Genomic DNA, 23,852 nt, shown 5'->3' on the forward strand with positions numbered 1-23,852 from the left:
GGAAACGCCCGGTTACATTCCGAACCCGGAAGCTAAGCCTTACAGCGCCGATGGTACTGCAGGGGGGACCCTGTGGGAGAGTAGGACGCCGCCGAACTCCTTTTACAGCTCTGGTCCTTGGGTGAACAACCCGAGGGCCAGAGCTTTTTTGCGTTGAGGTAGGGTCAGGGGGCATCGTTGGCTCGTTTCCCCCAGGAGGCCCCCGGGTGGAGGTCCAGGAGACCCGCGTCCAGACTGACCGGGTCCTCACCATCCCGAACATCCTCAGCATGGCCCGTCTCGTCGGCGTGCCCCTCTTCCTGTGGCTGATTCTCAGGCCCGAGTTCGGCGGCCCCAAGAGCGACGGCTGGGCCCTGCTGGTGCTCGCCCTCAGCGGCATCAGCGACTACCTGGACGGCAAGCTCGCCCGGCGATGGAACCAGGTCAGCAGCCTCGGCCGGCTCCTCGACCCCGCGGCGGACCGGCTCTACATCCTGTCCACCCTGGTCGGGCTCACCTGGCGCGAGATCCTGCCGCTCTGGCTGACCGCCGTACTGGTGGCGCGCGAACTGGTGCTGCTCGTCATGGTCGGCGTGCTGCGGCGGCACGGCTATCCCCCGCCGCAGGTGAACTTCCTCGGGAAGGCCGCGACCTTCAACCTGATGTACGCCTTCCCGCTGCTCCTGCTCAGTGACGGAAGCGGATGGATCTCGTCACTCGCTGCTATTTTCGGATGGGCGTTCGCCGGATGGGGTACAACCCTGTACTGGTGGGCAGGAGTCCTCTATGTGGTGCAGGTCCGCCGCTTGGTCCGAGCGGACGCCACGGCCGATTGAACTCGCTGTTTGTCCGCCCGCCGCGGCCCGATGGCCCGCGCTGAAAAAGTGCGGGACAATCTGGAGTGGGTGAAGTCGGCCAGCCAGCCGTCTTTTAGAGGAGGACGCTTCCGACATGAAGGCCGTCGTGATGGCCGGAGGCGAAGGCACACGCCTTCGTCCCATGACCTCAAGCATGCCCAAGCCGCTCCTGCCGGTGGCCAACCGGCCGATCATGGAGCACGTTCTGCGGCTGCTCAAAAGGCATGGGCTCAATGAAACCGTTGTGACCGTGCAGTTCCTGGCCTCGCTGGTCAAGAACTACTTCGGTGACGGTGAGGAGCTCGGGATGGAGCTCACCTATGCCAACGAGGAGAAGCCACTCGGTACCGCCGGAAGCGTCAAGAACGCCGAAGAGGCGTTGAAGGACGATGCCTTCCTGGTGATCTCCGGTGATGCCCTGACCGACTTCGACCTCACCGAGCTCATCAACTTCCACAAGGAAAAGGGCGCGCTCGTCACCGTCTGCCTGACACGCGTGCCGAACCCCTTGGAATTCGGTATCACCATCGTCGACGAGGAAGGCAAGGTCGAGCGCTTCCTGGAGAAGCCGACCTGGGGCCAGGTTTTCTCGGACACGGTGAACACCGGCATCTACGTGATGGAGCCCGAGGTCTTCAACTACGTCGACCCCGATGTGCCCGTCGACTGGTCCGGTGATGTCTTCCCGCAGCTCATGAAGGAAGGCAAGCCGATCTACGGCTATGTCGCCGAGGGCTACTGGGAGGACGTCGGCACGCACGAGAGCTACGTCAAGGCCCAGGCCGACGTGCTGGAGGGCAAGGTCGACGTCGACATCGACGGCTTCGAGATCTCGCCCGGCGTCTGGGTGGCCGAGGGCGCCGAGGTGCACCCCGACGCCGTCCTGCGCGGACCGCTCTACATCGGTGACTACGCCAAGGTCGAGGCCGGCGCCGAGATCCGCGAGCACACGGTCGTCGGCTCCAACGTCGTCGTCAAGAGCGGCGCGTTCCTGCACAAGGCCGTCGTCCACGACAACGTGTACGTCGGACCGCACAGCAATCTGCGCGGCTGCGTCGTCGGCAAGAACACCGACATCATGCGGGCCGCGCGGATCGAGGACGGCGCCGTCATCGGCGACGAATGCCTGGTCGGTGAAGAATCGATCGTTCAGGGCAATGTGCGGGTCTACCCGTTCAAGACGGTGGAGGCCGGCGCCTTCGTCAACACCTCGGTCATCTGGGAGTCCCGCGGCCAGGCGCACCTGTTCGGCGCCAGAGGCGTGTCCGGGATCCTCAACGTCGAGATCACGCCGGAACTCGCCGTACGGCTGGCCGGTGCCTACGCGACCACGCTCAAGAAGGGCTCCACGGTCACCACGGCCCGTGACCACTCCCGTGGTGCCCGTGCGCTGAAGCGGGCCGTGATCTCGGCGCTGCAGGCCAGCGCCATCGACGTACGGGACCTGGAGAACGTACCGCTGCCCGTGGCGCGGCAGCAGACCGCGCGGGGCAGCGCCGGCGGCATCATGATCCGGACCACTCCGGGTGTCCCGGACTCCGTGGACATCATGTTCTTCGACAGCCAGGGCGCCGATCTGTCCCAGGGCAGCCAGCGCAAGCTCGACCGGGTGTTCGCCCGGCAGGAGTACCGGCGGGCCTTCCCCGGCGAGATCGGTGACCTGCACTTCCCGTCCAGCGTGTACGACTCGTACACCGGGTCCCTGCTGCGGAACGTCGATACGACCGGGATCGCCGAGTCGGGTCTCAAGGTGGTCGTGGACGCGTCCAACGGCAGCGCCGGGCTCGTGCTGCCCAGCCTGCTGGGCAAGCTGGGCGTGGACTCGCTGACCGTGAACCCCGGGCTCGACGAGTCCCGGCCGACCGAGTCGGCGGACATGCGCCGGTCGGGGCTGGTCCGGCTCGGTGAGATCGTGGCCTCGTCCCGGGCCGCGTTCGGCGTGCGGTTCGACCCGGTCGGCGAGCGGCTCTCGCTCGTCGACGAGAAGGGCCGGATCATCGAGGACGACCGGGCGCTGCTGGTGATGCTGGACCTGATCGCCGCCGAGCGGCGCAGCGGCCGGGTCGCGCTGCCGGTGACCACCACGCGGATCGCCGAGCAGGTGGCGGCGTACCACGGCACCCAGGTCGAGTGGACGACCACCTCTCCCGACGACCTCACCCGGGTCGGCGGCGAGGAGGGCACGATCTTCGGCGGTGACGGCAAGGGCGGCTTCATCGTCCCCGAGTTCAGCAGCGTCTACGACGGCACGGCGGCGTTCGTCCGGCTGATCGGGCTGGTGGCGCGGACGCAGCTCACGCTCAGCCAGATCGACGCGCGGATCCCGAGGGCTCACGTCCTCAAGCGGGATCTGGCCACCCCGTGGGCCGTCAAGGGCCTGGTCATGCGCCGGGTCGTCGAGGAGGCCGGAGACCGGTCCGTGGACACCACCGACGGCGTGCGGGTGGTGGAGAGCGACGGGCGCTGGGTGATGGTCCTGCCCGACCCGGCCGAGGCGGTCACCCACCTGTGGGCCGAGGGTCCCGACGACGCCTCCGCGCAGGCCCTGCTCGACGAGTGGTCGGCGGTCGTGGACAGCGCCGGCCGGTAAAACACGCCTACGCGCGCGTGCCGGACAAGTGTCCCCAAGGGGGCCTGTCCGGCACGCCGGTGGGGCCGTTCGGAGTCGGCGGCGGCGACGTGCGACGATGTGCGGCATGCCGCAGCAACCCCCCGTTCGGAGCACACCCACGCGGCCCCCGCGCCCGGACGCGTCCATGTCGTTGATCACCAACGTGATGGACCACAGCCTCGACGACGGATACGCCGAGGCCGCGGCGCGGAAGAAGGCCGCGGACGCCGGGGGTCTGCCCCGGACCCTGCGGGCCAGGCTCGGCCTGGCCCTCGGGCTGGTGCTCGCCGCGCTCGTGGTGACCGTCGGCGCCGCCCAGGCGCGGGTCGCGGCGCCGGTCGTCGCCAAGGAGCGCGGGGAACTGATCGACCGCATCGACCAGGAGACCGAGGCCGCCGACGACCTGGAGGACGACGTCGACAAGCTCCGCGAGGAGGTCGGCGCCCGGCAGCGCGAGGCCCTGCGGCACAGCGGCGGCGGCGACCGGGGCGAACTCGTGGGCATCCTGTCCGGGGCCGTCGCCGTGCACGGACCCGGGGTGCGGCTGTCGGTGAACGACGCCAAGGACGTCTCCGCGGGCGGTGACGGAGAGCCGCGCGGCACCTCGGGCTTCGCCGACACCGGCCGGGTGCGCGACCGGGACATGCAGCGCGTCGTCAACGGGCTCTGGGCGTCCGGCGCCGAGGCCGTCTCCATCAACGGGCAGCGGCTGACCGCGCTCTCCGCGATCCGCGCCGCGGGCGACGCGATACTGGTCGACAACAGGCCGCTGGTGCCGCCGTACACCGTGCTCGCGGTGGGGGACGGGCAGGGGCTCAGCCGCCGGTTCCAGGACAGCGCCGACGGGCTGTACCTGCACGCCCTCCAGGAGAACTACGGCATCCGGACCGGCATCTCCGTCGAGGACGACCTCCGGCTGCCGGCCGCACCGAGTGTGACCGTACGTATCGCACAACCGAAAACCGAGAAGGGCACATCGTGATCGCCGTACTGGGCCTCGTCGTGGGAGTCGTGGCGGGACTGTTGGTCCGGCCGGAGGTTCCGGCGGCCGTCGAGCCGTATCTGCCGATCGCCGTGGTGGCGGCGCTGGACGCCGTCTTCGGCGGGCTGCGGGCCATGCTCGACGGCATCTTCGACGACAAGGTGTTCGTGGTGTCGTTCCTGTCGAACGTCGTCGTCGCCGCGCTGATCGTGTTCCTGGGCGACAAGCTGGGCGTCGGCGCCCAGTTGTCCACCGGGGTCGTGGTCGTCCTCGGCATCCGGATCTTCTCCAACGCCGCGGCGATCCGCCGGCACGTCTTCCGGGCGTGAGGCCGATGAGCGACCACGACAGGACCAACGGCCACCGGTTCCGCGCCGAGCTGCCCGCGGAGGTGACCGCGCCGCCGAGCGCGGCCGAGGAGACGCCCGGGGAACGGACGCCAGCCGCGCTGACCGGGCGGCAGCGGCTGGTGAAGGGGCTGTGGCCGCCGCGCGTCACCCGGGCCCAACTGATCGTCGCCCTGCTGCTGTTCGGGCTCGGCTTCGGGCTGGCCGTCCAGGTGGCGTCCAACAGCGACGGGGACAGCGCGCTGCGCGGCGCCCGCCAGGAAGATCTTGTCCGTATCCTCGATGAACTCGATGACCGTACGCAACGTCTTGAGGACGAGAAGCAGGGTCTGGAGAAGCAGCGCGGCGAGCTGGAGAACAGCTCCGACCAGGCCGAGGAGGCCCGCAAGCAGACCGTCGAGAAGGAACGGCAACTCGGCGTGCTGGCGGGCACCGTGGCCGCGCAGGGACCCGGCATCACGATGACGGTCCAGGACACGAAGGGGAGGGTCGAGGCGGACATGCTGCTCGACGCGGTCCAGGAACTGCGTGCGGCCGGCGCGGAGGCGATCCAGGTCAACGGGGTGCGCGTGGTCGCGGGAACGTTCCTGACGGACTCCGGCGACACCGTGAGCGTCGACGGGAACAAGATCAACGCGCCGTATCGTTTCAAGGTCATCGGCAAGCCGCAGGATCTCGAACCGGCGCTCAACATCCCGGGAGGCGTGGTGCAGACTCTGGAGAAGGAACTGGCCACCGTGACGGTCGAGCGGTCGAGCAAGATCGTCGTGGATGCCTTGCGAGCGGCGGAGCGGCCTGACTACGCTCGGTCGTCATCCCGGTGAACCGGGGGTGCATGGGGGCCGTCCGACGAGGGCATGAGCTTGCGGGGGGTCGGCGCACCGAATGGGTGGTGCGTGGTGGAAACTGTCTGGCGGCGACGGACGTTGTGAAGGTGTCCGGGTCGGTCAGTACGGTCAGTCAGGGTTCGTCCTGCCCCACGGGCGGGTCTGTTTCGGTCAAGGGGAATCGCCCGTGAAGTTGTTTGCGAAGTTGTTCGGCAAGAGCGCGCGAGAGGGCGGCGAGAACGCGACCGCTCGCCACCGCGCGCAGCCCGACGCGGAGGGCCGGCGGCCGCTCTTCCGCGACCAGGTGGGTGGTCAGGGCGCGCCGTCCGTTGACCCTGCGCAGTCCGGCGGCATAGGTTTCGGGCAACCGTCGGCCTCGGGTACGGGTGGAGGCTTCGCCCCCGGTCCGTACGCGTCCAACGCCCCGGCGGGACAGCCGCCGCAGGAGGATCCGTCCATGTCGGCCCTGGTCTGTACGAGGTGCGGCAACCGCAACGCGGAGAACAGCCGCTTCTGCTCCAACTGCGGCGCGCCGCTGCGGCCCGGGGCGGCTCCGGAGCGTGCCTCCGAGACGACGTCCACCATCTCGATCTCGGGGCTCGAAGCCTACGACGCCGAGGCCACCGGGCAGACGCCGATGCCGACGCTCTCCCCGGAGGCGCAGGCCGCGGTGGACGCGCTGCCGCTGGGCTCCGCGCTGCTGGTCGTGCGCCGCGGGCCGAACTCGGGCAGCCGCTTCCTGCTGGACGGCGAGCTGACCACGGCGGGCCGGCACCCGCAGAGCGACATCTTCCTGGACGACGTGACCGTCTCCCGCCGGCACGTGGAGTTCCGCCGGCAGCCGGACGGATCGTTCACGGTGGCCGACGTGGGCAGCCTGAACGGCACGTACGTCAACCGCGAGCGGATCGACCAGGTCGCCCTGTCCAACGGTGACGAGGTGCAGATCGGCAAGTACCGGCTGGTCTTCTACGCGAGCCAGCGGGGCTACTGACCCTCCCCCCGACTCCGGTCCGGGGAGACAGACCCCAGGGAAGGTCCATGCTTCAAACACCGAGCGGCGGTGCCGGCCCCGGCGCCGCCGCCGCGGACAGTGGGCTGATGAGCATCGGCGCGGTGCTGAACGTGCTGCGCGACGAGTTCCCGGACATCACCATCTCCAAGATCCGTTTCCTGGAGTCGGAGGGGCTCGTCGACCCGCGGCGGACCCCGGCCGGGTACCGCAAGTTCAGCGCCCATGACGTCGAGCGGCTCGGGCATGTGCTGCGCATGCAGCGGGACCACTACCTGCCGCTGAAGGTGATCCGCGAGCACCTGGACGCCATGGAGCGCGGGGAGTCGGTGAAGCTGCCCGCGCTCGGCCGGCACCGGGACGGCGAGGCCGTGCCCGAGACCTCCGAACCACCGGCGGCGGCCCGGATCGGGCGGCAGGAGCTGCTCGCCGCGGCCGGGATAGCGGAACCGCAGCTCGACGAGTGGGAGTCGTACGGGCTGATCGCTCCGCTGCCGGACGGGGCGTACGACGCGGAGGCGGTGACCGTCGCCTCGCTCGTGGTGGAGCTGGGACGGTTCGGGATCGAGCCACGGCACCTGAGGGTGATGAAGGCCGCGGCCGACCGGGAGGCCGGGCTGGTGGACCAGGTGGTCGCCCCGCTCAGGCGCCACCGGAACCCGCAGACCAGGGCGCACGCGGAGGCCCGTACCAAGGAGCTGGCGGGGCTCGCGGTGAAGCTGCACGCGGCGCTGGTGCAGACCGCGCTCGGGGTGCGGCTGCCCTGAATCGGTGGTATCGAGGGGTCCGGATCGGTCACCCGTTCCCGGCCCGACTACCCAAACGTCCCGGGCACGGCCTAGGGTTGCTGTGTGAACGAGCTCGATGTCGTAGGTGTCCGGGTCGAAATGCCCTCCAACCAACCGATCGTGCTGCTGCGTGAAGTGGGAGGCGACCGTTACCTTCCCATCTGGATCGGACCGGGGGAGGCGACGGCCATTGCCTTCGCCCAGCAGGGCATGGCTCCGGCGCGGCCGCTGACCCACGACCTGTTCAAGGACGTGCTGGAAGCCGTCGGCCAGGAGCTCACCGAAGTGCGCATCACGGACCTGCGTGAGGGGGTCTTCTACGCCGAGCTGGTCTTCGCCAGCGGGGTCGAGGTGAGCGCCCGCCCGTCCGACGCCATAGCGCTGGCGCTGCGCACCGGCACGCCGATCTACGGCAGTGACACGGTGCTCGACGACGCCGGTATCGCGATCCCGGACGAGCAGGAGGACGAGGTGGAGAAGTTCCGCGAGTTCCTGGACCAGATCTCGCCGGAGGACTTCGGCACCAGCAACCAGTGACGGCTGACGGCCTTCGCCGAAAGCATTCGGCTAGCCTTTCCCCGCGGTTGGGCACGGGAAACCACTCGTAGGGTGATTATCACTCGGCGTGCCGAGTGTGGCGATCGTTGACGCACCCTTGGTGACTGCCTACCGTCGAGGAGGCAGGTCAAGGACGGAGGTCGGCGTGAGAAGCAGCGGCGACGGTACGGTCGGGGGCGCCCCCGGGCGCAGTCTCGGGGCGGGCGGCCCGTACCGGCTTCCCGGCAGCGCGGCCGATCACGCTCCGCAGCGACCGACGGCCGTGCCCAGCGGCGGAGGGGCGGCGTCCATGACGACCGAGCAGATCGGCTACCGGGGGCCGACGGCCTGTGCGGCCGCCGGGATCACCTACCGGCAACTGGACTACTGGGCCCGTACCGGGCTCGTCGAGCCGAGCGTGCGGCCGGCCCACGGGTCCGGGACCCAGCGGCTCTACAGCTTCCGCGACGTCGTCGTCCTCAAGGTCGTGAAACGGTTCCTCGACACGGGCGTGTCGCTGCAGAACATCCGCAGCGCCGTGCGGCACCTGAGGGAGAGCGGTTTCCGCGACCTGGAGCGGATGACGCTGATGAGCGACGGCGCCACGGTCTACGAGTGCACGTCCCCCGACGAGGTGCACGCCCTGCTCCAGGGCGGCCAGGGGATCTTCGGGATCGCCGTCGGGGTGGTGTGGCGGGACGTGGAGAACGCGCTGTCGCAACTGCACGGCGAGCGGATCGACACCGGCGAGACCCTGGTCGGGCCCAACCCGGCCGACGAACTGGCCCGGCGGCGCAACCGGGCGGTCTGAGCCCGGCCCGCCCCGACACCGGCGGCCGGGCGGGGCATTGTCAGTGGCGTGAGGCAGCATCGGAGATGTGAGAACCGCGCCCACGATCCTGCATCTCGACATGGACGCCTTCTTCGCCTCGGTGGAGCAGGCGTCCAAGCCGAGCCTGCGCGGGAAGGCCGTCGTGGTGGGCGGTCTCGGGCCCCGCGGGGTGGTGGCCACGGCCTCGTACGAGGCGCGGGTCTTCGGCGTCCACTCGGCGATGCCCATGGGGCAGGCCCGCAGGCTGGCGCCGAACGCGGCGTACCTGGTGCCGCGCTTCCAGTTCTACCGGTCGATCAGCGAGCAGGTGATGACGCTGCTGCGGGCGCTGTCGCCGCTGGTGGAGCCGCTCAGCCTGGACGAGGCGTTCGTGGACCTGGAGGCCGGCGGGGTCGCCTGGGACGCGGAGTCGGCGCGGCTGGCCGGGGCGAGGCTGCGGGCGGACATCCGGGCGGTCACCGGGCTCACGGGTTCGGTCGGACTGGCCGCGTCCAAGATGCTGGCCAAGATCGCCTCCGAGGAGGCCAAGCCCGACGGGCTGGTGCTGATCGAGCCGGGGACCGAGCGGGCGCTGCTCGCGCCGATGCCGGTGCGGACGCTGCCCGGGGTCGGGCCGGCCACCGGTGACCATCTGCGGCGGGCCGGGATCACCACGGTGGGGGAGCTGGCCGAGGCGGGCGAGGACGAGCTGGTCCGGCTGCTGGGCAAGGCGCACGGGCACGCGCTGTACGCGATGGCGCTGGCGCGCGACGAGCGGCCCGTGGTGGCCGAGCGGGAGGCCAAGTCGGTGTCGGTGGAGGACACCTACGACGTGGACATCCACGACCGGGTGCGGGTCGGGCTGGAGGTGCGTCGGCTCGCCGACCGGTGTGTGCGGCGGCTGCGGCAGGCCGGGCTGTCCGGGCGGACCATCGTGCTCAAGGTGCGGCGGTACGACTTCTCCACGCTGACCCGGTCCGAGACGCTGCGCGGACCCACGGACGACCCGGCGGTGGTCGGGGAGGCGGCGGCGCGGCTGCTGGACTCGGTGGACACCACCGGCGGCGTACGGCTGCTCGGCGTGGGCGTCAGCGGCCTGGCCGACTACACGCAGGAGGACCTGTTCGCGCAGGCGGCCGGGGAGCGGGCGGCGGCCGACGCGGCGGAGGCGGTGGCGGAGGGGGCCGAGCAGGGCGCCGGGGACGCGGTGGGGGGCGCGCGGGCCGAGGCGGAGCCGCCGCCCGCCGAGCGGCGCTGGCCGTCGGGGCACGACGTCCGCCACGCCGAGTACGGCCACGGGTGGGTCCAGGGCAGCGGCCTCGGGCGGGTCACCGTGCGCTTCGAGACGCCCGGGTCGCCGCCGGGGCGGGTGCGGACGTTCCGGGTCGACGATCCGGAGCTGGCACCGGCGGAGCCGTTGCCGCTGGTGGAGCGAAGACCCGGGGAGGCGCCGGCACCGGACGGGACGGACGCGCCGACGGCTTCGGAGGGCGGGGGCGGGGGAACGGGGGCCTGGACCTGACGGAGGGGGAGACGGGAATCCCCGTGTGGCGCGGGGTTCGTCGAGGAGCGCGCGGGGTCCGTCGGGGAGCCGGTGGGTCAGGCCGGGTCCTCCTGGGCCGCCAGGGTGTCGGAGGTGCGGGCCGGGAGGCCGGGTGGGGTGGCGATGTGGAGGCCGTAGTGGTGGTAGAGCTGGAGCTCCTGCTCCGGGGAGAGGTGGCGGCCGACGCCGAAGTCCGGGGCCTCCTTGATCAGGGCGCGGTCGAAGGGGACGCGCAGGGCGCCGTCCACCAGTTCGCTGGGCTCCAGCGGCACGAACGCGTCCCGGCTGAACAGTCCGGTGCGTATCGCCGCCCACTCGGGCACCCCGGTGGCGTCGTCGAGATAGACCTCGTCGACGGTGCCGATCCGGGTGCCGTTGCGGTCGAACGCCTTGCGGCCGATCAGGTTGCGCGGATCGATGTCGGTACGCACGGGCCCTCCACGTGGTCGAAACCATCCGGTGAATCATCCGTAAGCACTACAAAAGAGCAGATTCCGGATGGCGGCCACTCGAACGAGCGGCCGTTGACCGCGCTGGTAGGCTGGCACACGGCTGCTGACCCCGTGCGGGAGAGTCCTCCAGGCTGTATCGGAGGCGCCGAAGGAGCAAATCCTCCCCGGAATCTCTCAGGCCCACGTACCGCACGGACGAGGTCACTCTGGAAAGCAGAGCGGAGGTCGACGGCTTCCGCTCTCACCGACGGTGAAAGCCGGTAGCCCTCGGGCGGCCCGGTGAAGCTCTCAGGTCCGGATGACAGAGGGGGAGGGCCGTCCGGGTACCCGTGCCGTGGTGCCCCTCGCAGGTCGCGCCAGACCAGGAGGCCCTCCGCAATGACCGCCCCTCGCATCCCGCTCACCGAACTCGAACAGGGCATTCCGTTCGAGCAGCGCCACATCGGTCCCGACCACGAGGCTCAGGCCAAGATGCTCGCGCAGGTCGGCTACGGATCGCTCGACGAGCTGACGGCCGCCGCCGTGCCGGAGGCCATCCGCAGCGCCGACGCGCTGGACCTGCCGGGCGCCCGCTCCGAGGCCGAGGTGCTGGCCGAGCTGCGCTCGCTGGCCGACCGCAACCAGGTGCTCGACTCGATGATCGGGCTCGGCTACTACGGCACCTTCACGCCGCCCGTGATCCTGCGCAACGTGATGGAGAACCCGGCCTGGTACACGGCCTACACGCCGTACCAGCCGGAGATCTCCCAGGGGCGCCTGGAGGCGCTGCTGAACTTCCAGACCATGGTCGCGGACCTCACCGGGCTGCCCACCTCCGGCGCCTCGCTGCTCGACGAGGGCACCGCCGCCGCCGAGGCGATGGCGCTGTCCCGGCGGATGGGCAAGAACAAGAAGGGCCTGTTCCTGGTCGACGCCGACGCGCTGCCGCAGACCATCGCCGTGATCCGCACCCGCGCCGAACCGACCGGCGTCGAGGTCGTCGTCGCCGACCTGAGCGACGGCATCCCGGCCGAGGTCGCCGAGCGCGAGATCAACGGCGTCCTGATCCAGTACCCGGGCGCCTCCGGAGCCGTACGCGACATCAAGCCCGTCATCGACCGGGCGCACGAGCTGGGCGCGCTGGTCACCGTCGCCGCCGACCTGCTGGCGCTGACCCTGCTGAAGTCGCCCGGCGAGCTGGGCGCCGACATCGCGGTGGGCACCACCCAGCGGTTCGGGGTGCCGATGGGCTTCGGCGGACCGCACGCCGGATATATGGCGGTCCAGGACAAGATGGCCCGCAGCCTGCCCGGACGGCTGGTCGGCGTCTCCGTGGACGCGGACGGCAACCGGGCCTACCGGCTCGCCCTGCAGACCCGTGAGCAGCACATCCGCCGGGAGAAGGCCACCAGCAACATCTGCACCGCACAGGTGCTGCTCGCCGTGATGGCCGGGATGTACGCCGTCTACCACGGCCCGGACGGCCTGCGCGGCATCGCCCGCCGCACCCACCGCTACGCCTCGGTCCTCGCCGCCGGCCTCACCGCGGGCGGCGTCGAGGTGGTCCACGGGGCCTACTTCGACACCGTCACCGCCCGGGTGCCCGGCCGCGCCGCCGAGATCGTCTCCGCCGCCCGGCAGAACGGGGTGAACCTGCGCCTGGTCGACGCCGACCACGTCTCCGCGGCCTGCGACGAGACCACCACCCGGGCCCAGGTGGGCGCCGTGTGGTCGGCGTTCGGCGTGGAGGGCGACATCGAGGCGCTGGACGCGGCCACCGAGGACGCGCTGCCCGCCGGACTGCTGCGCCAGGACGACTACCTGACCCACCCCGTCTTCCACAAGCACCGCTCCGAGACCGCGATGCTGCGCTACCTGCGCCGGCTCGCCGACCGCGACTACGCGCTGGACCGCGGCATGATCCCGCTGGGCTCCTGCACCATGAAGCTCAACGCGACCACCGAGATGGAGCCGGTGACCTGGCCCGAGTTCGGGCAACTGCACCCCTTCGCCCCCGCCGAGCAGGCGCAGGGCTACCTCACGCTCATCCGTGAGCTGGAGGAGCGGCTCGCCGACGTCACCGGCTACGACAAGGTCTCCCTCCAGCCCAACGCCGGGTCGCAGGGCGAGCTGGCCGGGCTGCTCGCCGTCCGCGGCTACCACCGGGCCAACGGCGACGAGCAGCGCACCGTGTGCCTCATCCCGTCCTCCGCGCACGGCACCAACGCGGCCAGCGCCGTGATGGCCGGCATGAAGGTCGTCGTCGTCAAGACCGCCGAGGACGGCGAGATCGACGTCGAGGACCTGCGGGCCAAGATCGAGCAGTACCGCGACGAACTGGCGGTGCTGATGATCACCTACCCGTCCACGCACGGCGTGTTCGAGGCCCACGTCGCCGACATCTGCGCCCAGGTGCACGAGGCCGGTGGCCAGGTGTACGTGGACGGCGCCAACCTCAACGCCCTGGTCGGCCTCGCCCGGCCCGGCCACTTCGGCGGCGACGTCTCGCACCTGAACCTGCACAAGACCTTCTGCATCCCGCACGGCGGCGGCGGTCCCGGCGTCGGCCCGGTCGCCGTACGGTCCCACCTGGCGCCGTACCTGCCGAACCACCCGCTGCAGCCCGCGGCCGGACCGGCCACCGGCGTCGGGCCCGTCTCGGCGGCGCCCTGGGGCTCGGCGGGCATCATGCCGATCTCCTGGGCGTACGTCCGGCTGATGGGCGGCGAAGGGCTCAAGCGCGCCACGCAGGTGGCGGTGCTGTCCGCCAACTACATCGCCAAGAGGCTGGAGCCGCACTACCCGGTGCTCTACACCGGGCCCGGCGGGCTGGTCGCGCACGAGTGCATCATCGACCTGCGCCCGCTCACCAAGGCGACCGGCGTCAGCGTCGACGACGTGGCCAAGCGGCTGATCGACTACGGCTTCCACGCGCCGACGATGTCCTTCCCGGTGGCCGGGACGCTGATGATCGAGCCGACCGAGTCCGAGGACCTGACCGAACTGGACCGGTTCTGCGAGGCGATGATCGCCATCCGTGCGGAGATCGAGAAGGTCGGCTCCGGCGAGTGGCCCGCGGACGACAACCCGCTGCGGGGCGCGCCGCACACCGCCGCCGCGCTCGGCGGGGAGTGGACGCACGCGTACGGCCGCGAGGAGGCCGTCTTCCCGGGCGGGGTGTCGGCCGCCGACAAGTACTGGCCGCCGGTGCGGCGGATCGACCAGGCGTACGGCGACCGCAACCTGGTCTGCTCCTGCCCGCCGCTGGACGCGTACGAGGACTGACATCCGTACGGCACGCGGTCGTCGGTCCGGGTACGGGGCCGGCGACCGTACCGAGCGTGGTCGTCAGGCCGGATACGGAGCCGGCGACCGTACCGCGCGTGGTCGTCAGGCCGGGTAGGCGTGGGTCTGGGTCGCCTTCACGGTGGCCCAGACCGGTGTGCCCGGGTGCAGGCCGAGTTCGGCCGCGGCGACCGTGGTCAGGTCGGCGGCGAGCGGGAGTTCGCCGGTGAGGTCGGCGCGGATCTGGTCGCCGTGGGTCTCCAGGCCGGCCACCTCGCAGTGCCAGAGGTTGCGGGCGCTGGCACCGGCGGGCCGCTTTCCGTACAGGGTGACGGCACCGGGCGGGAACGCCACGAAGACCGGGCCGCGCAGCTCCTCGGTGGTGGTGATGGACGGGCCCGCGTCGAGGCGGACGGTGTGGCCGTCGGCCCGCCCGCGGTAGAGGTTGAGGCCGACCAGCCGGGCGATGTAGTCGGTGCGCGGGTGCCGGGCGATGTCGCCGGGGGTGCCCTCCTGGACGACCCGGCCGTGCTCGACCACGACCAGCCGGTCGGCCAGCACCATCGCGTCCAGCGGGTCGTGCGTGACCAGCACGGCGACGGCCTCGAACTCCGCGAGATGGCGGCGCAGCCCGGCCCGTACCTCCAGCCGGGTACGGGCGTCCAGCGCGGCGAGCGGCTCGTCGAGCAGCAGCAGTCGGGGCCGGGTCGCCAGGGCGCGGGCGAGGGCGACGCGCTGCGCCTGACCCCCGGAGAGACGCCGGGGCCGGGCGTCGGCGTGGTCGGCCAGGCCCATCCGGTCCAGCCACGCGGCCGCCTGTTTCCGGGCCTCCACCTTGGAGGCGCCGCGGCAGCGCGGGCCGAACGCCACGTTGTCCAGCGCGCTGAGGTGCGGGAAGAGCAGGTAGTCCTGGAAGACCACGCCGACCGGGCGGGACTCGGGGGGCGTACGGTCCAGTGCGGCGCCGTCCAGGCGCAGGTGCCCGCCGGTGAGGGGCTCCAGGCCGGCCAGGGCGCGCAGGGCCGTGGTCTTGCCGGCACCGTTGGGGCCGAGCAGGGCCACCACCTCACCGGGGGCCGCGGTCAGGGCGATGTCCAGCCGGAAGCCGCCGCGGTCGACCACCAGACGGGCGTCGAGACCGGGTTGGTCGGGGCGGCGGGGGTCCGAGCCGGGACGGTCGGGGCGGCGCGGGTCCGGGCCGGGGCGGTCGGGGGTCATGAGGCGGTCATCCAGCGGTCGCGCAGTCCGGCGAGGACGGCGATGGAGACGGCCAGCAGCACCAGGCTGAGGGCGATCGCCGCCGCCGGGTCGTTCTGCAGGGCGAGGTAGACGGCGAGCGGCATGGTCTGCGTACGGCCCGGGAAGTTCCCGGCGAACGTGATCGTCGCCCCGAACTCGCCCAGCGCCCGCGCCCAGGCCAGTACGGCACCGGCCGCGACGCCCGGCGCGATCAGCGGCAGGGTGACGCGGCGGAAGGCGGTGAAGCGGGAGGCGCCCAGGGTGGCGGCCGCCTCCTCGTAGCGGGGGTCGGCGGCGCGCAGTGTGCCCTCCACGCTGATGACCAGGAACGGCATCGCCACGAAGGTCTCGGCGAGGACGACGCCCGTGGTGGTGAACGGGATGGTGATCCCGAACCAGGCGTCCAGCCACTGCCCGACGACGCCGTTGCGGCCGAACGCCAGCAGCAGGGCGACGCCGCCGACCACCGGAGGCAGCACCAGCGGCAGGGTCACCAGGGCGCGCACCAGGCCCCGGCCGGGGAAGTCGGTGCGGGCCAGCAGCCAGGCCAGGGGGACGCCGACGACCAGGCTGAGCACGGTCGCCGAGGTGGCGCAGAGCAGCGACAGCCGCAGCGCCTGCCACACCTCGGTGCTGGTGAGCTGGTCCGGCAGGGTGCTCCAGGGCGTGCGGACCAGCAGGGCGATCAGCGGCAGCAGCAGGAAGGCCAGGCCCGCCACCGCCGGGAGCAGCAGGGGGAGCGGTGCCGTCCGGGCACCGCCGCGCGGTCCGCTCACGGCTCGACGAACCCGGCCCCGGTCAGCGTCCTCCGTCCGTCGGCGGAGCGCACCAGGGCGATGAACGCCTTCGCGGCGGCGGCGTTGGGGGCGTCCTTGAGCAGGGCGATCGGATAGTCGTTGACGGCTCGGGCCGACTCGGGGAAGTCCACGCCCTCCACCTTGTCACCCGCCGCCCTGACATCCGTCCGGTAGACGACGGCCGCGTCGGCCTCCTTCAGGACGACCTTGTTCAGCGCGCTCTTGACGTCCTCCTCGTAGGAGACCGGGGTGAGGTCGACCCCGGCGGCGTCGAGGGCGGTCCGCGCGGCGGAGCCGCAGGGGACCGTCCGGTCGCACAGGACGACCTTCAGGCCAGGGGCGGTCAGGTCCTTCAGGGCGGACACGTGGTGCGGGTTGCCCGGCAGGGTGGCGATCTCCAGGCGGTTGCGGGCGAAGGTGGCCGGGGCGCCGTCCGTGCCGCCCGCGTCGGTGACCGTCTTCATGGTCTTGGGGCTGGCGGCGGCGAACACGTCCGCCGGGGCGCCGCCGGTGATGCTCGCGGCGAGGGTGTCGCTGCCGCCGAAGCTGAAGGTGACCCGCGTGCCGGGGTGGGCCTGCTCGAACCGCTCGCCGAGCGCGGTGAAGCTCTCCTTGAGCGAGGCGGCGGCGAAGACGGTGACGGTGCCGGACAGCTTCTCCGCCGCCCCGCCGCCGCCCGCGTCGGAATCGGCGGACCCGCAGGCGCTCAGCGCCAGCAGCGCGGCAACCGCCGCGGCGGCCACGGTGGGTGTCCGGCGGGGCCGGCGCGTCCGGCGCACGGAACGGGTCATCAGGGGGCCACTCCCTCGGTGGTGCGGACACGGCGGACGCCGCCACGGCACGACGGGCGACGCCAGCCATACTGTCGCATCTGCCAGGCGTACGTCATCTGTCGCATCGCATGAGCGAGGGCAGCGCGCCGGAATCGCCGCAAGTGCGTTCGTCTCAGGACTCAGGCCCGGTCGATATGGACATTCGTCGACTTCACCCGGGCGGTGGCCTCCATGCCGACCTCCAGGCCGAGTTCCTCCACGGCCTCCCGGGTCAGCAGGGAGACCAGGCGGTGCGGGCCGGCCTGGATCTCGACCTGGGCGGCGACATCGCCGAGCTTGACGGCGGTGACGATCCCGGGGAAGGCGTTGCGCACCGAGGTGTACGAGGTCTCCTCGTCGTCGGTGCCGGCCAGGTGCACCGAGAACGCGGCCAGGTCCCGCCCGTCGATGACGCGCCGCCCGCTCTCGTCGCGGTGGGTGGTGATCCGGCCGGCGTCCGCCCAGCGGCGGGCGGTGTCCGGGCTGACGCCGAGCAGCCGCGCCGCCTGGCCGATGGTGTAGGACTGCATGCCGGTCACGATAGGCGGCCGGGGCGGGGGGCGGCCCGTGGGGTGCCCGGCGACGCCGGGGCCGGGTGACCCGTAAGAGAGCCGTCAAGGGCGTACGGCGGGCCGTAAGGGACCCGTCAACGGCGGTCGGAAACGGTCGGGCGGGGCGTTTCCTCGGAACGTCCCTGTTCCTCGTACCTCACTCCAGGAGCTCACGATGGCCGATCTGGCCTTCGTCGTCACCACGGTCGCGGCCTTCGCGCTGGTGACCCTCGTCGCCAAGGGGGTGACGAAGCTGTGACCGCCGAGAACATCGTCGGCCTCGTCGTGGCCGTCGCCCTGCTGGGCTATCTCGTCCTCGCCCTGATCTTCCCGGAGAGGTTCTGAGAACGGCCATGGGTCCCGTACTTGCCGGTGTGCTCCAGCTTCTCGCCCTGACGGGCGCACTGGCCCTCGTGCACATCCCCCTGGGCAACCACCTGGCCCGGGTCTACTCCGGCGGCCGGCACTGGCGGGTGGAGCGGTGGATCTACCGGGCGATCGGCGCCGACCCGGACGCGGAGATGCGCTGGCCCGCGTATCTGCGCGGGGTGCTCGCCTTCTCCGCCGCCGGCGTCCTCTTCCTCTACCTGCTCCAGCGGCTGCAGGGCGTCCTGCCGGGCTCGCTGGGCTTCGCCTCCGTGCCGCCGGCGCAGGCGTTCAACACGGCCGTCTCCTTCGTCACCAACACCAACTGGCAGTCGTACTACGGCGAGCAGACCATGGGGCACGTCGTGCAGACCGCCGGTCTGGCCGTGCAGAACTTCGTCTCCGCCGCCGTCGGCATGGCCGTCGCGGTGGCCCTGGTCCGGGGGTTCGCCCGCTCCGAGCGCTCCGGTGAGCTGGGCAACTTCTGGACCGACCTGGTGCGCGGGATCACCCGGGTGCTGGTGCCGCTGGCCACGGTCGCCGCGATCGTGCTGGCCGCCCGCGGGGTGATCCAGAACTTCTCCGGCATCCACGAGGTCGGGCAGTTCACGGGCGGGAGCCAGCAGTGGAACGGCGGGGCGGTCGCCTCGCAGGAGGCGATCAAGGAGCTGGGCACCAACGGCGGGGGGTACTTCAACGCCAACAGCGCCCACCCGTTCGAGAACCCGACGCCGTTCACCAACCTCTTCGAGATCTTCCTGATCCTGGTGATCCCGTTCTCCCTGCCCCGGGCCTTCGGCCTGCTGGTCGGCTCGGTGCGGCAGGGGTACGCGATCCTCGCGGCGATGGCCGCGATCTGGGCCGGGTTCGCGGCCCTGATGATGTGGACCGAGTTCGCCCACCACGGCCCCGCCCTGGAGGCGGCCGGGGGCGCGCTGGAGGGCAAGGAGGTCCGCTTCGGCATCGGCGGCTCGTCGATCTTCGCGGTCTCCACCACCCTCACCTCCACCGGCGCCGTCGACTCCTTCCACTCCTCCTTCACCGGCCTCGGCGGCGGCATCACCCTGCTCGGCATGATGCTCGGCGAGATCGCGCCCGGCGGCGTCGGCTCGGGCCTGTACGGGATGCTGGTCATGGCGGTCGTCGCGGTGTTCCTCGCCGGTCTGATGGTCGGCCGCACCCCCGAGTACCTGGGCAAGAAGATCGGCCCCCGCGAGATCAAGCTGGCGGCCCTCTACATCCTGATCACCCCGGCGCTGGTGCTGGTGGGCACCGCGCTGTCCGTGGCCCTGCCGACCCCGCCGCACTCGGCGCTCAATTCGGGCGCGCACGGCTTCTCCGAGGTGCTGTACGCCTTCACCTCGGCCGCCAACAACAACGGCTCGGCCTTCGCCGGGCTGAACGCCGACACCGACTGGTTCAACACCGCGACCGGCCTCGCCATGCTGTTCGGCCGCTTCCTGCCCATGGTGTTCGTCCTCGCCCTGGCCGGCTCGCTCGGCGAGCAGCGGCCGGTGGCGGTCACCGCGGGCACCCTGCGCACCGAGAAGCCGCTGTTCACCGGGGTGCTGGTGGGCGCGGTGCTGATCGTGACCGGTCTGACCTTCTTCCCGGCCCTGGCGCTGGGCCCGCTGGCCGAGGGGCTGGCGTGACGACCACCCGTACCACCCCCACACCGAAGCGAGAGGGCGCGATGTCCACGCTCACCCCGGCGCGCGCGCCGCACCAGGACGGGCCGTCCGGCCACCAGGACGGCGGACGGGTCGGCGGCGGCCTGTTCGACCCGAGACAGCTCGTCAGGTCCCTGCCGGACGCCGTCCGCAAGCTCGACCCGCGGGTGATGGTCAAGTCCCCGGTGATGTTCGTGGTGCTGGTCGGGTCCGTGCTGACCACGGCGTTCTCCTTCCAGGACCCCGGCGACTGGTTCGGCTGGGCCATCAGCGCCTGGCTCTGGCTCACCGTGCTCTTCGCCAACCTCGCGGAGGCGGTGGCCGAGGGCCGCGGCAAGGCACAGGCCGACTCGCTGCGCCGGGCCAGGACCGACACGGTGGCCCGGCGCACGGACGGCACCGTGGTGCCCGGCACCGAACTGCGCGTCGGGGACCTGGTGGTGTGCGAGGCCGGGGACGTCATCCCCGGGGACGGCGATGTCGTCGAGGGCGTCGCCTCCGTCGACGAGTCGGCGATCACCGGCGAGTCGGCGCCCGTCATCCGGGAGTCCGGCGGCGACCGGTCCGCCGTCACCGGCGGCACCAAGGTGCTCTCCGACCGGATCGTGGTCCGGATCACCACCCGGCCGGGGGAGACCTTCATCGACCGGATGATCGGCCTGGTGGAGGGCGCGGCCCGGCAGAAGACCCCGAACGAGATCGCGCTGAACATCCTGCTGGCCTCGCTGACCGTGGTCTTCCTGCTGGCCTGCGCCACGCTTCCGGCGTTCGCCGGTCACGCGGGCACCCGTCCGACGATGATCGTGCTGGTGGCGCTGCTGGTCTGCCTGATCCCCACCACCATCGGCGCGCTGCTCTCCGCGATCGGCATCGCGGGCATGGACCGGCTGGTGCAGCGCAATGTGCTGGCCATGTCGGGGCGGGCGGTCGAGGCCGCCGGTGACGTCTCCACGCTGCTGCTGGACAAGACCGGCACGATCACCCTCGGCAACCGGCGGGCGGCGGAGTTCGTGCCGGTGCGCGGGGTGACGCGGGCCGAACTCGCGGACGCCGCGCAGCTCTCCTCGCTGGCCGACGAGACCCCCGAGGGCCGCTCGATCGTCGTCCTCGCCAAGGAGCGGTACGGACTGCGCGAACGCCACCAGGGGGAACTGGCGGGCGCCGAGTGGATCGCGTTCACCGCAGGGACCCGCATGTCCGGCGTGGACCTCGACGGCAGGCGAATCCGCAAGGGCGCGGCCGGCTCGGTCGCCGCCTGGGTGCGGGAGCGCGGCGGGGACCCGGCCCCGGACGCGGCGGAGCTGGCCGACGCCATCGCCGGGGCCGGCGGCACCCCGCTGCTGGTGGCCGTCGAGGATGCGGACGGCGCCCGGGTGCTGGGCGTCGTCCACCTCAAGGACGTCGTCAAGCAGGGCATGCGCGAACGGTTCGGGGAGCTGCGCCGGATGGGCATCCGCACCGTCATGATCACCGGTGACAATCCGCTGACCGCCAGGGCCATCGCCGAGGAGGCGGGCGTCGACGACTTCCTCGCCGAGGCCACCCCCGAGGACAAGATGGCGCTGATCAAGCGGGAGCAGGCCGGCGGCCGGCTGGTCGCGATGACCGGCGACGGCACCAATGACGCGCCCGCCCTCGCCCAGGCCGATGTCGGCGTGGCGATGAACACCGGTACGTCGGCCGCCAAGGAGGCCGGCAACATGGTCGACCTCGACTCGGACCCGACCAAGCTCATCGAGATCGTCGAGATCGGCAAGCAACTCCTGATCACCCGGGGCGCGTTGACGACGTTCTCCATCGCCAACGACGTGGCCAAGTACTTCGCGATCATCCCGGCGCTGTTCGCCGCGGTGTACCCGGGCCTGGACAAGCTCAACATCATGCGGCTGTCCTCGCCGGACTCCGCGATCCTGTCGGCGGTCGTCTTCAACGCGCTGGTCATCGTGGCGCTGGTGCCGCTGGCCCTCAAGGGCGTCCGGTACCGGCCGGTCAGCGCCGACCAGCTGCTCCGCCGCAACCTCGGTGTCTACGGGCTCGGCGGGCTGATCGCCCCGTTCGCCGGCATCAAGCTCATCGACCTGCTCGTCTCCCTCATCCCCGGAATCGGTTGATCGCCATGCACCCCTCGGTAACCCGCACCGCCCGGTTGCTCGGCGCCGGGCTGCGCGCCCTGCTCGCCCTGACCCTGGTGACCGGCGTCCTCTACCCGCTGCTCGTCACCGGCGTCGCCCAGGCCCTGTTCCCCGGCAAGGCGAACGGCTCGCGGGTCACGGCGGACGGCCGGACCGTCGGCTCCGCGCTCGTCGGCCAGTCCTACCGCCTGCCCGCGAGGCCGGGGCAGGAGGACCCCGGACCCGACCCGCGCTGGTTCCAGGGCCGCCCCGCGGACGGCCTGGGCGAGAACAGCCGCAACACCCGGTACGCGCTGGTCCTTTCGGGCGCCACCAACCTGGCCGCCGACAACCCGGAGCTGGTCCGCCGGATACGGCAGGCCAAGGCCGCCGTCGTCGCGGACAACTCCGTGCCCGGCCACCGGGTCGACCCCGCCGACGTGCCCGCCGACGCGGTGACCTCCTCCGGCTCCGGGCTGGACCCGGACATCTCCCCCCGGTACGCCGCCCTCCAGGTGCGCCGGGTCGCCCACGAGAACGACCTGCCGGTGGCCGCCGTCCGGGCGCTGGTCGCGGAGCACACCGAGGGCCGCACCCTCGGCTTCCTCGGGGAGCCCCGGGTGAACGTGCTGAAGCTGAACATCGCGCTGAAGGCCCTGGTCACGCGGGGCTGAACCGGGCGGCGGACGGCCGCGCCACGCACGGGAGCCGGCGGCTCCGGGACCACCCGGGGCCGCCGGCTCCCGTCTGGGCGCGAGCGAAGTTCCCGTATACGCGCGTTCGGGACAACCGGAACGTTCGCTCGCTGATCCGAAACTTTCGTCCTCCCGGTCTTTCCGAACGGCCCGGGACGGCTCGTGCGGCGCCGTCTGGGCCGGTGCCTCGGCAGATTCATCGCGTACAAGGGGTTGCCACCGTTTGGGAGCTGTCTCTAGGGTGCGGCATCAACGCATCTTTCTGGATTATCTCCGAAACTTTCGCACCTCAAGGAGCGCACCATGGGCGACCCGGCACTGTCTCGCCGCGGCTTCCTCGCGGCCTCGGCCGCGGCCGGTCTGGGAATGACGGCACTCAGCGGCTGTGGCGGTGACTCGGACGGAGGCTCGTCCGGGACGACCACGGTCGAGTGGTGGAACATCTCCACCACCCAGCCGACGAAGGACGTCTGGGCGGCCCTCGCCAAGAAGTTCGAGGCGCAGAACCCCAAGGTGAAGATCAAGATCGTTCAACTGGAGAACGACGCCTACAAGTCGAAGATGACGGCCCTGATCGCCTCGGGGAAGCTCCCGGACATCTTCCACACCTGGGGCGGCGGCGTCCTCAGGCAGCAGGTCGACGCCGGTCTGGTCGAGGACCTCACCGACCGCACCAAGGAATGGTCCGAGGGCCTGCTGCCCGTCGCCAAGGAGCCGTACCTGATCGACGACCAGGTGTACGGCATCCCGTTCGACATCGGCATGGTCGGCTTCTGGTACAACAAGGCGCTGTTCAAGAAGGCCGGCATCGACACCCCGCCCACCACCTGGAGCGGCTTCCTCGACGCCGTACGCGCCCTGAAGGCCAAGAACATCACGCCCATCGCCCTGGCCGGCAAGGAGGCGTGGACCGGCATGTACTACTGGGCGTACCTGGCGATGCGCACGGCCGGCGCCGAGGCCGTGCAGAAGGCGGCCGACGACAAGGACTTCACCGCGCCGGAGTTCGTCCAGGCGGGCCGGCTGCTGAAGGAACTGGTCGACCTCCAGCCGTTCCAGAAGGGCTTCCTCGGCGCCGCCTACTCCACCCCCAGCGGCCAGGCCGCCGCCGTCGGCAACGGCAAGGCGGCGATGGAGCTGATGGGCCAGTGGGCGCCGGTCGTCCAGGCCGACGCCGGCAAGGGCCTCGGGGACGACCTCGGGTTCTTCCCGTTCCCGGAGGTCGAGGGCGGCAAGGGCGCCATCACCGAGGTGTTCGGCGGTGGCGGCGGGCACGCGCTGCGCCGGGGCGCCCCGCAGGCGGCGGTCGACTTCCTGAAGTTCTTCGCCTCGGAGACCACCGACCGGGAACTGGTGAAGAAGACCGGTGTCCTGCCGGTCGTCCCGGCCGCCGAGGACGCCCTGACCGACGTCAACCTCAAGGCCGTACAGACCCAGTTGAAGGCGTCCACCGGCTTCCAGCTCTACCTCGACCAGGCGTACGCCCCGGCCCTCGGCCAGGAGGTCAACGAGAGCGTCGCCGCGCTCATCGCCGGCTCCAAGTCGCCCGAGCAGATCAGCGAGTCGATCACCAAGGTCGCGAAGGAAGAGCAGTAACCGCC

At 71.6% G+C, this 23,852-nt stretch carries 21 protein-coding genes, 1 rRNA gene and 1 riboswitch; of the genes, 17 read left to right on the plus strand and 5 right to left on the minus strand.

All coding sequences use genetic code 11. The features are described from left to right. The 11 genes from rrf to IE316_RS30835 form a co-directional block, all read left to right on the plus strand. Positions 1 to 97: ribosomal RNA gene (gene rrf / locus IE316_RS30785) — 5S ribosomal RNA — on the plus strand; the annotation flags it as partial. Between the two features lie 109 nt (positions 98 to 206). Then, entirely contained in the window at positions 207 to 815 is a 609-nt protein-coding gene (gene clsA, locus IE316_RS30790) for a cardiolipin synthase ClsA (protein WP_190207807.1), read from the plus strand. 115 nt (positions 816 to 930) lie between these two features. After that, positions 931 to 3,426, plus strand: coding sequence for a mannose-1-phosphate guanyltransferase (locus IE316_RS30795; protein ID WP_190207808.1), 2,496 nt, complete (start codon positions 931 to 933; stop codon positions 3,424 to 3,426). 97 nt (positions 3,427 to 3,523) lie between these two features. Further along, the gene (locus IE316_RS30800) at positions 3,524 to 4,429 is read left to right on the plus strand and encodes a DUF881 domain-containing protein (RefSeq protein ID WP_190207809.1); all 906 of its coding nucleotides are present in this window, start codon (positions 3,524 to 3,526) and stop codon (positions 4,427 to 4,429) included. Further along, positions 4,426 to 4,758, plus strand: coding sequence for a small basic family protein (locus IE316_RS30805; protein ID WP_003977440.1), 333 nt, complete (start codon positions 4,426 to 4,428; stop codon positions 4,756 to 4,758). The genes IE316_RS30800 and IE316_RS30805 overlap by 4 nt, the downstream gene beginning before the upstream one ends. 5 nt (positions 4,759 to 4,763) lie before the next feature. After that, positions 4,764 to 5,600 carry a DUF881 domain-containing protein gene (locus IE316_RS30810; RefSeq protein WP_190207810.1) on the plus strand — a complete coding sequence of 279 codons (837 nt, stop codon included), beginning with the start codon at positions 4,764 to 4,766 and terminating at the stop codon, positions 5,598 to 5,600. A 61-nt stretch (positions 5,601 to 5,661) separates the two neighbouring features. Then, the gene (locus IE316_RS30815; protein WP_190207811.1) at positions 5,662 to 6,597 is read left to right on the plus strand and encodes a zinc-ribbon and FHA domain-containing protein; all 936 of its coding nucleotides are present in this window, start codon (positions 5,662 to 5,664) and stop codon (positions 6,595 to 6,597) included. Positions 6,598 to 6,644: 47 nt separating this feature from the next. Beyond that, positions 6,645 to 7,382: a transcriptional regulator FtsR gene (gene ftsR / locus IE316_RS30820; protein ID WP_190207812.1), complete on the plus strand. Its 738-nt coding sequence runs from the start codon at positions 6,645 to 6,647 to the stop codon at positions 7,380 to 7,382. An 84-nt stretch (positions 7,383 to 7,466) separates the two neighbouring features. Beyond that, the gene (locus IE316_RS30825; protein ID WP_004934251.1) at positions 7,467 to 7,940 is read left to right on the plus strand and encodes a bifunctional nuclease family protein; all 474 of its coding nucleotides are present in this window, start codon (positions 7,467 to 7,469) and stop codon (positions 7,938 to 7,940) included. Between the two features lie 166 nt (positions 7,941 to 8,106). Next, positions 8,107 to 8,751 carry a MerR family transcriptional regulator gene (locus tag IE316_RS30830; protein ID WP_190207813.1) on the plus strand — a complete coding sequence of 215 codons (645 nt, stop codon included), beginning with the start codon at positions 8,107 to 8,109 and terminating at the stop codon, positions 8,749 to 8,751. A 67-nt stretch (positions 8,752 to 8,818) separates the two neighbouring features. Beyond that, positions 8,819 to 10,273 (plus strand): DNA polymerase IV, encoded by a 1,455-nt coding sequence (locus tag IE316_RS30835; RefSeq protein WP_229910630.1) that lies wholly within the window; start codon positions 8,819 to 8,821, stop codon positions 10,271 to 10,273. Between the two features lie 77 nt (positions 10,274 to 10,350). On the opposite strand, the gene IE316_RS30840 is transcribed toward IE316_RS30835, so the two are convergent. Further along, on the minus strand, positions 10,351 to 10,725 hold the full coding sequence (locus tag IE316_RS30840; RefSeq protein WP_190207814.1) for a PRC-barrel domain-containing protein: 375 nt from the start codon (positions 10,723 to 10,725) through the stop codon (positions 10,351 to 10,353). Positions 10,726 to 10,850: 125 nt separating this feature from the next. Continuing rightward, a riboswitch (glycine riboswitch) is annotated at positions 10,851 to 10,946 on the plus strand. Between the two features lie 178 nt (positions 10,947 to 11,124). Between IE316_RS30840 and gcvP the strand changes: the two genes are divergently transcribed. Beyond that, complete coding sequence (gene gcvP, locus IE316_RS30845; protein ID WP_190207815.1) at positions 11,125 to 14,010, plus strand: aminomethyl-transferring glycine dehydrogenase; 2,886 nt, start codon at positions 11,125 to 11,127, stop codon at positions 14,008 to 14,010. Positions 14,011 to 14,115: 105 nt separating this feature from the next. Here gcvP and IE316_RS30850 read toward each other — a convergent pair whose 3' ends face one another. The 4 genes from IE316_RS30850 to IE316_RS30865 form a co-directional block, all read right to left on the minus strand. Next, entirely contained in the window at positions 14,116 to 15,228 is a 1,113-nt protein-coding gene (locus tag IE316_RS30850) for an ABC transporter ATP-binding protein (protein WP_229910631.1), read from the minus strand. Continuing rightward, positions 15,225 to 16,025, minus strand: a complete 801-nt coding sequence (locus tag IE316_RS30855; protein WP_190207816.1) for an ABC transporter permease — start codon at positions 16,023 to 16,025, stop codon at positions 15,225 to 15,227. The genes IE316_RS30850 and IE316_RS30855 overlap by 4 nt, the downstream gene beginning before the upstream one ends. Further along, a complete protein-coding gene (gene modA / locus IE316_RS30860) occupies positions 16,022 to 16,837 on the minus strand; it encodes a molybdate ABC transporter substrate-binding protein (protein ID WP_190207817.1) in 816 nt (271 codons plus the stop codon). Before modA ends, IE316_RS30855 begins: the two co-directional genes overlap by 4 nt. Positions 16,838 to 16,998: 161 nt before the next feature. Then, positions 16,999 to 17,388: a TOBE domain-containing protein gene (locus IE316_RS30865; RefSeq protein ID WP_190207818.1), complete on the minus strand. Its 390-nt coding sequence runs from the start codon at positions 17,386 to 17,388 to the stop codon at positions 16,999 to 17,001. Positions 17,389 to 17,664: 276 nt separating this feature from the next. On the opposite strand from IE316_RS30865, the gene kdpF reads away from it, so the two are divergent. The 5 genes from kdpF to IE316_RS30890 all read left to right on the plus strand — a co-directional run bounded on the left by kdpF (position 17,665) and on the right by IE316_RS30890 (position 23,847). Beyond that, positions 17,665 to 17,754: a K(+)-transporting ATPase subunit F gene (kdpF, locus tag IE316_RS30870; protein WP_016434100.1), complete on the plus strand. Its 90-nt coding sequence runs from the start codon at positions 17,665 to 17,667 to the stop codon at positions 17,752 to 17,754. 8 nt (positions 17,755 to 17,762) lie between these two features. Continuing rightward, positions 17,763 to 19,427 carry a potassium-transporting ATPase subunit KdpA gene (gene kdpA / locus IE316_RS30875; protein WP_190207819.1) on the plus strand — a complete coding sequence of 555 codons (1,665 nt, stop codon included), beginning with the start codon at positions 17,763 to 17,765 and terminating at the stop codon, positions 19,425 to 19,427. 41 nt (positions 19,428 to 19,468) lie between these two features. Further along, positions 19,469 to 21,556 carry a potassium-transporting ATPase subunit KdpB gene (gene kdpB / locus IE316_RS30880; protein WP_190207958.1) on the plus strand — a complete coding sequence of 696 codons (2,088 nt, stop codon included), beginning with the start codon at positions 19,469 to 19,471 and terminating at the stop codon, positions 21,554 to 21,556. A 5-nt stretch (positions 21,557 to 21,561) separates the two neighbouring features. Next, positions 21,562 to 22,230 carry a potassium-transporting ATPase subunit C gene (locus tag IE316_RS30885; protein WP_190207820.1) on the plus strand — a complete coding sequence of 223 codons (669 nt, stop codon included), beginning with the start codon at positions 21,562 to 21,564 and terminating at the stop codon, positions 22,228 to 22,230. A 324-nt stretch (positions 22,231 to 22,554) separates the two neighbouring features. After that, positions 22,555 to 23,847 (plus strand): extracellular solute-binding protein, encoded by a 1,293-nt coding sequence (locus IE316_RS30890; protein WP_190207821.1) that lies wholly within the window; start codon positions 22,555 to 22,557, stop codon positions 23,845 to 23,847. The last annotated feature ends 5 nt before the right edge of the window (positions 23,848 to 23,852 follow it).

The organism is Streptomyces fumanus (assembly GCF_014655295.1).
GTDB classification, from domain to species: Bacteria; Actinomycetota; Actinomycetes; order Streptomycetales; family Streptomycetaceae; genus Streptomyces; species Streptomyces fumanus.

What these genes read in the sequence shown, in the direction of transcription:
- IE316_RS30795 (WP_190207808.1), top strand. Translation starts at nt 931, where the DNA reads ATGAAGGCCGTCGTGATGGCCGGAGGCGAAGGCACACGCCTTCGTCCC.
- IE316_RS30800 (WP_190207809.1), top strand. Translation starts at nt 3,524, where the DNA reads ATGTGCGGCATGCCGCAGCAACCCCCCGTTCGGAGCACACCCACGCGG.
- IE316_RS30810 (WP_190207810.1), top strand. Translation starts at nt 4,764, where the DNA reads ATGAGCGACCACGACAGGACCAACGGCCACCGGTTCCGCGCCGAGCTG.
- IE316_RS30815 (WP_190207811.1), top strand. Translation starts at nt 5,662, where the DNA reads ATGGGTGGTGCGTGGTGGAAACTGTCTGGCGGCGACGGACGTTGTGAA.
- ftsR (WP_190207812.1), top strand. Translation starts at nt 6,645, where the DNA reads ATGCTTCAAACACCGAGCGGCGGTGCCGGCCCCGGCGCCGCCGCCGCG.
- gcvP (WP_190207815.1), top strand. Translation starts at nt 11,125, where the DNA reads ATGACCGCCCCTCGCATCCCGCTCACCGAACTCGAACAGGGCATTCCG.
- IE316_RS30850 (WP_229910631.1), bottom strand. Translation starts at nt 15,228, where the DNA reads ATGACCCCCGACCGCCCCGGCCCGGACCCGCGCCGCCCCGACCGTCCC.
- modA (WP_190207817.1), bottom strand. Translation starts at nt 16,837, where the DNA reads ATGACCCGTTCCGTGCGCCGGACGCGCCGGCCCCGCCGGACACCCACC.
- IE316_RS30865 (WP_190207818.1), bottom strand. Translation starts at nt 17,388, where the DNA reads ATGCAGTCCTACACCATCGGCCAGGCGGCGCGGCTGCTCGGCGTCAGC.
- kdpA (WP_190207819.1), top strand. Translation starts at nt 17,763, where the DNA reads ATGGGTCCCGTACTTGCCGGTGTGCTCCAGCTTCTCGCCCTGACGGGC.
- kdpB (WP_190207958.1), top strand. Translation starts at nt 19,469, where the DNA reads ATGTCCACGCTCACCCCGGCGCGCGCGCCGCACCAGGACGGGCCGTCC.
- IE316_RS30885 (WP_190207820.1), top strand. Translation starts at nt 21,562, where the DNA reads ATGCACCCCTCGGTAACCCGCACCGCCCGGTTGCTCGGCGCCGGGCTG.
- IE316_RS30890 (WP_190207821.1), top strand. Translation starts at nt 22,555, where the DNA reads ATGGGCGACCCGGCACTGTCTCGCCGCGGCTTCCTCGCGGCCTCGGCC.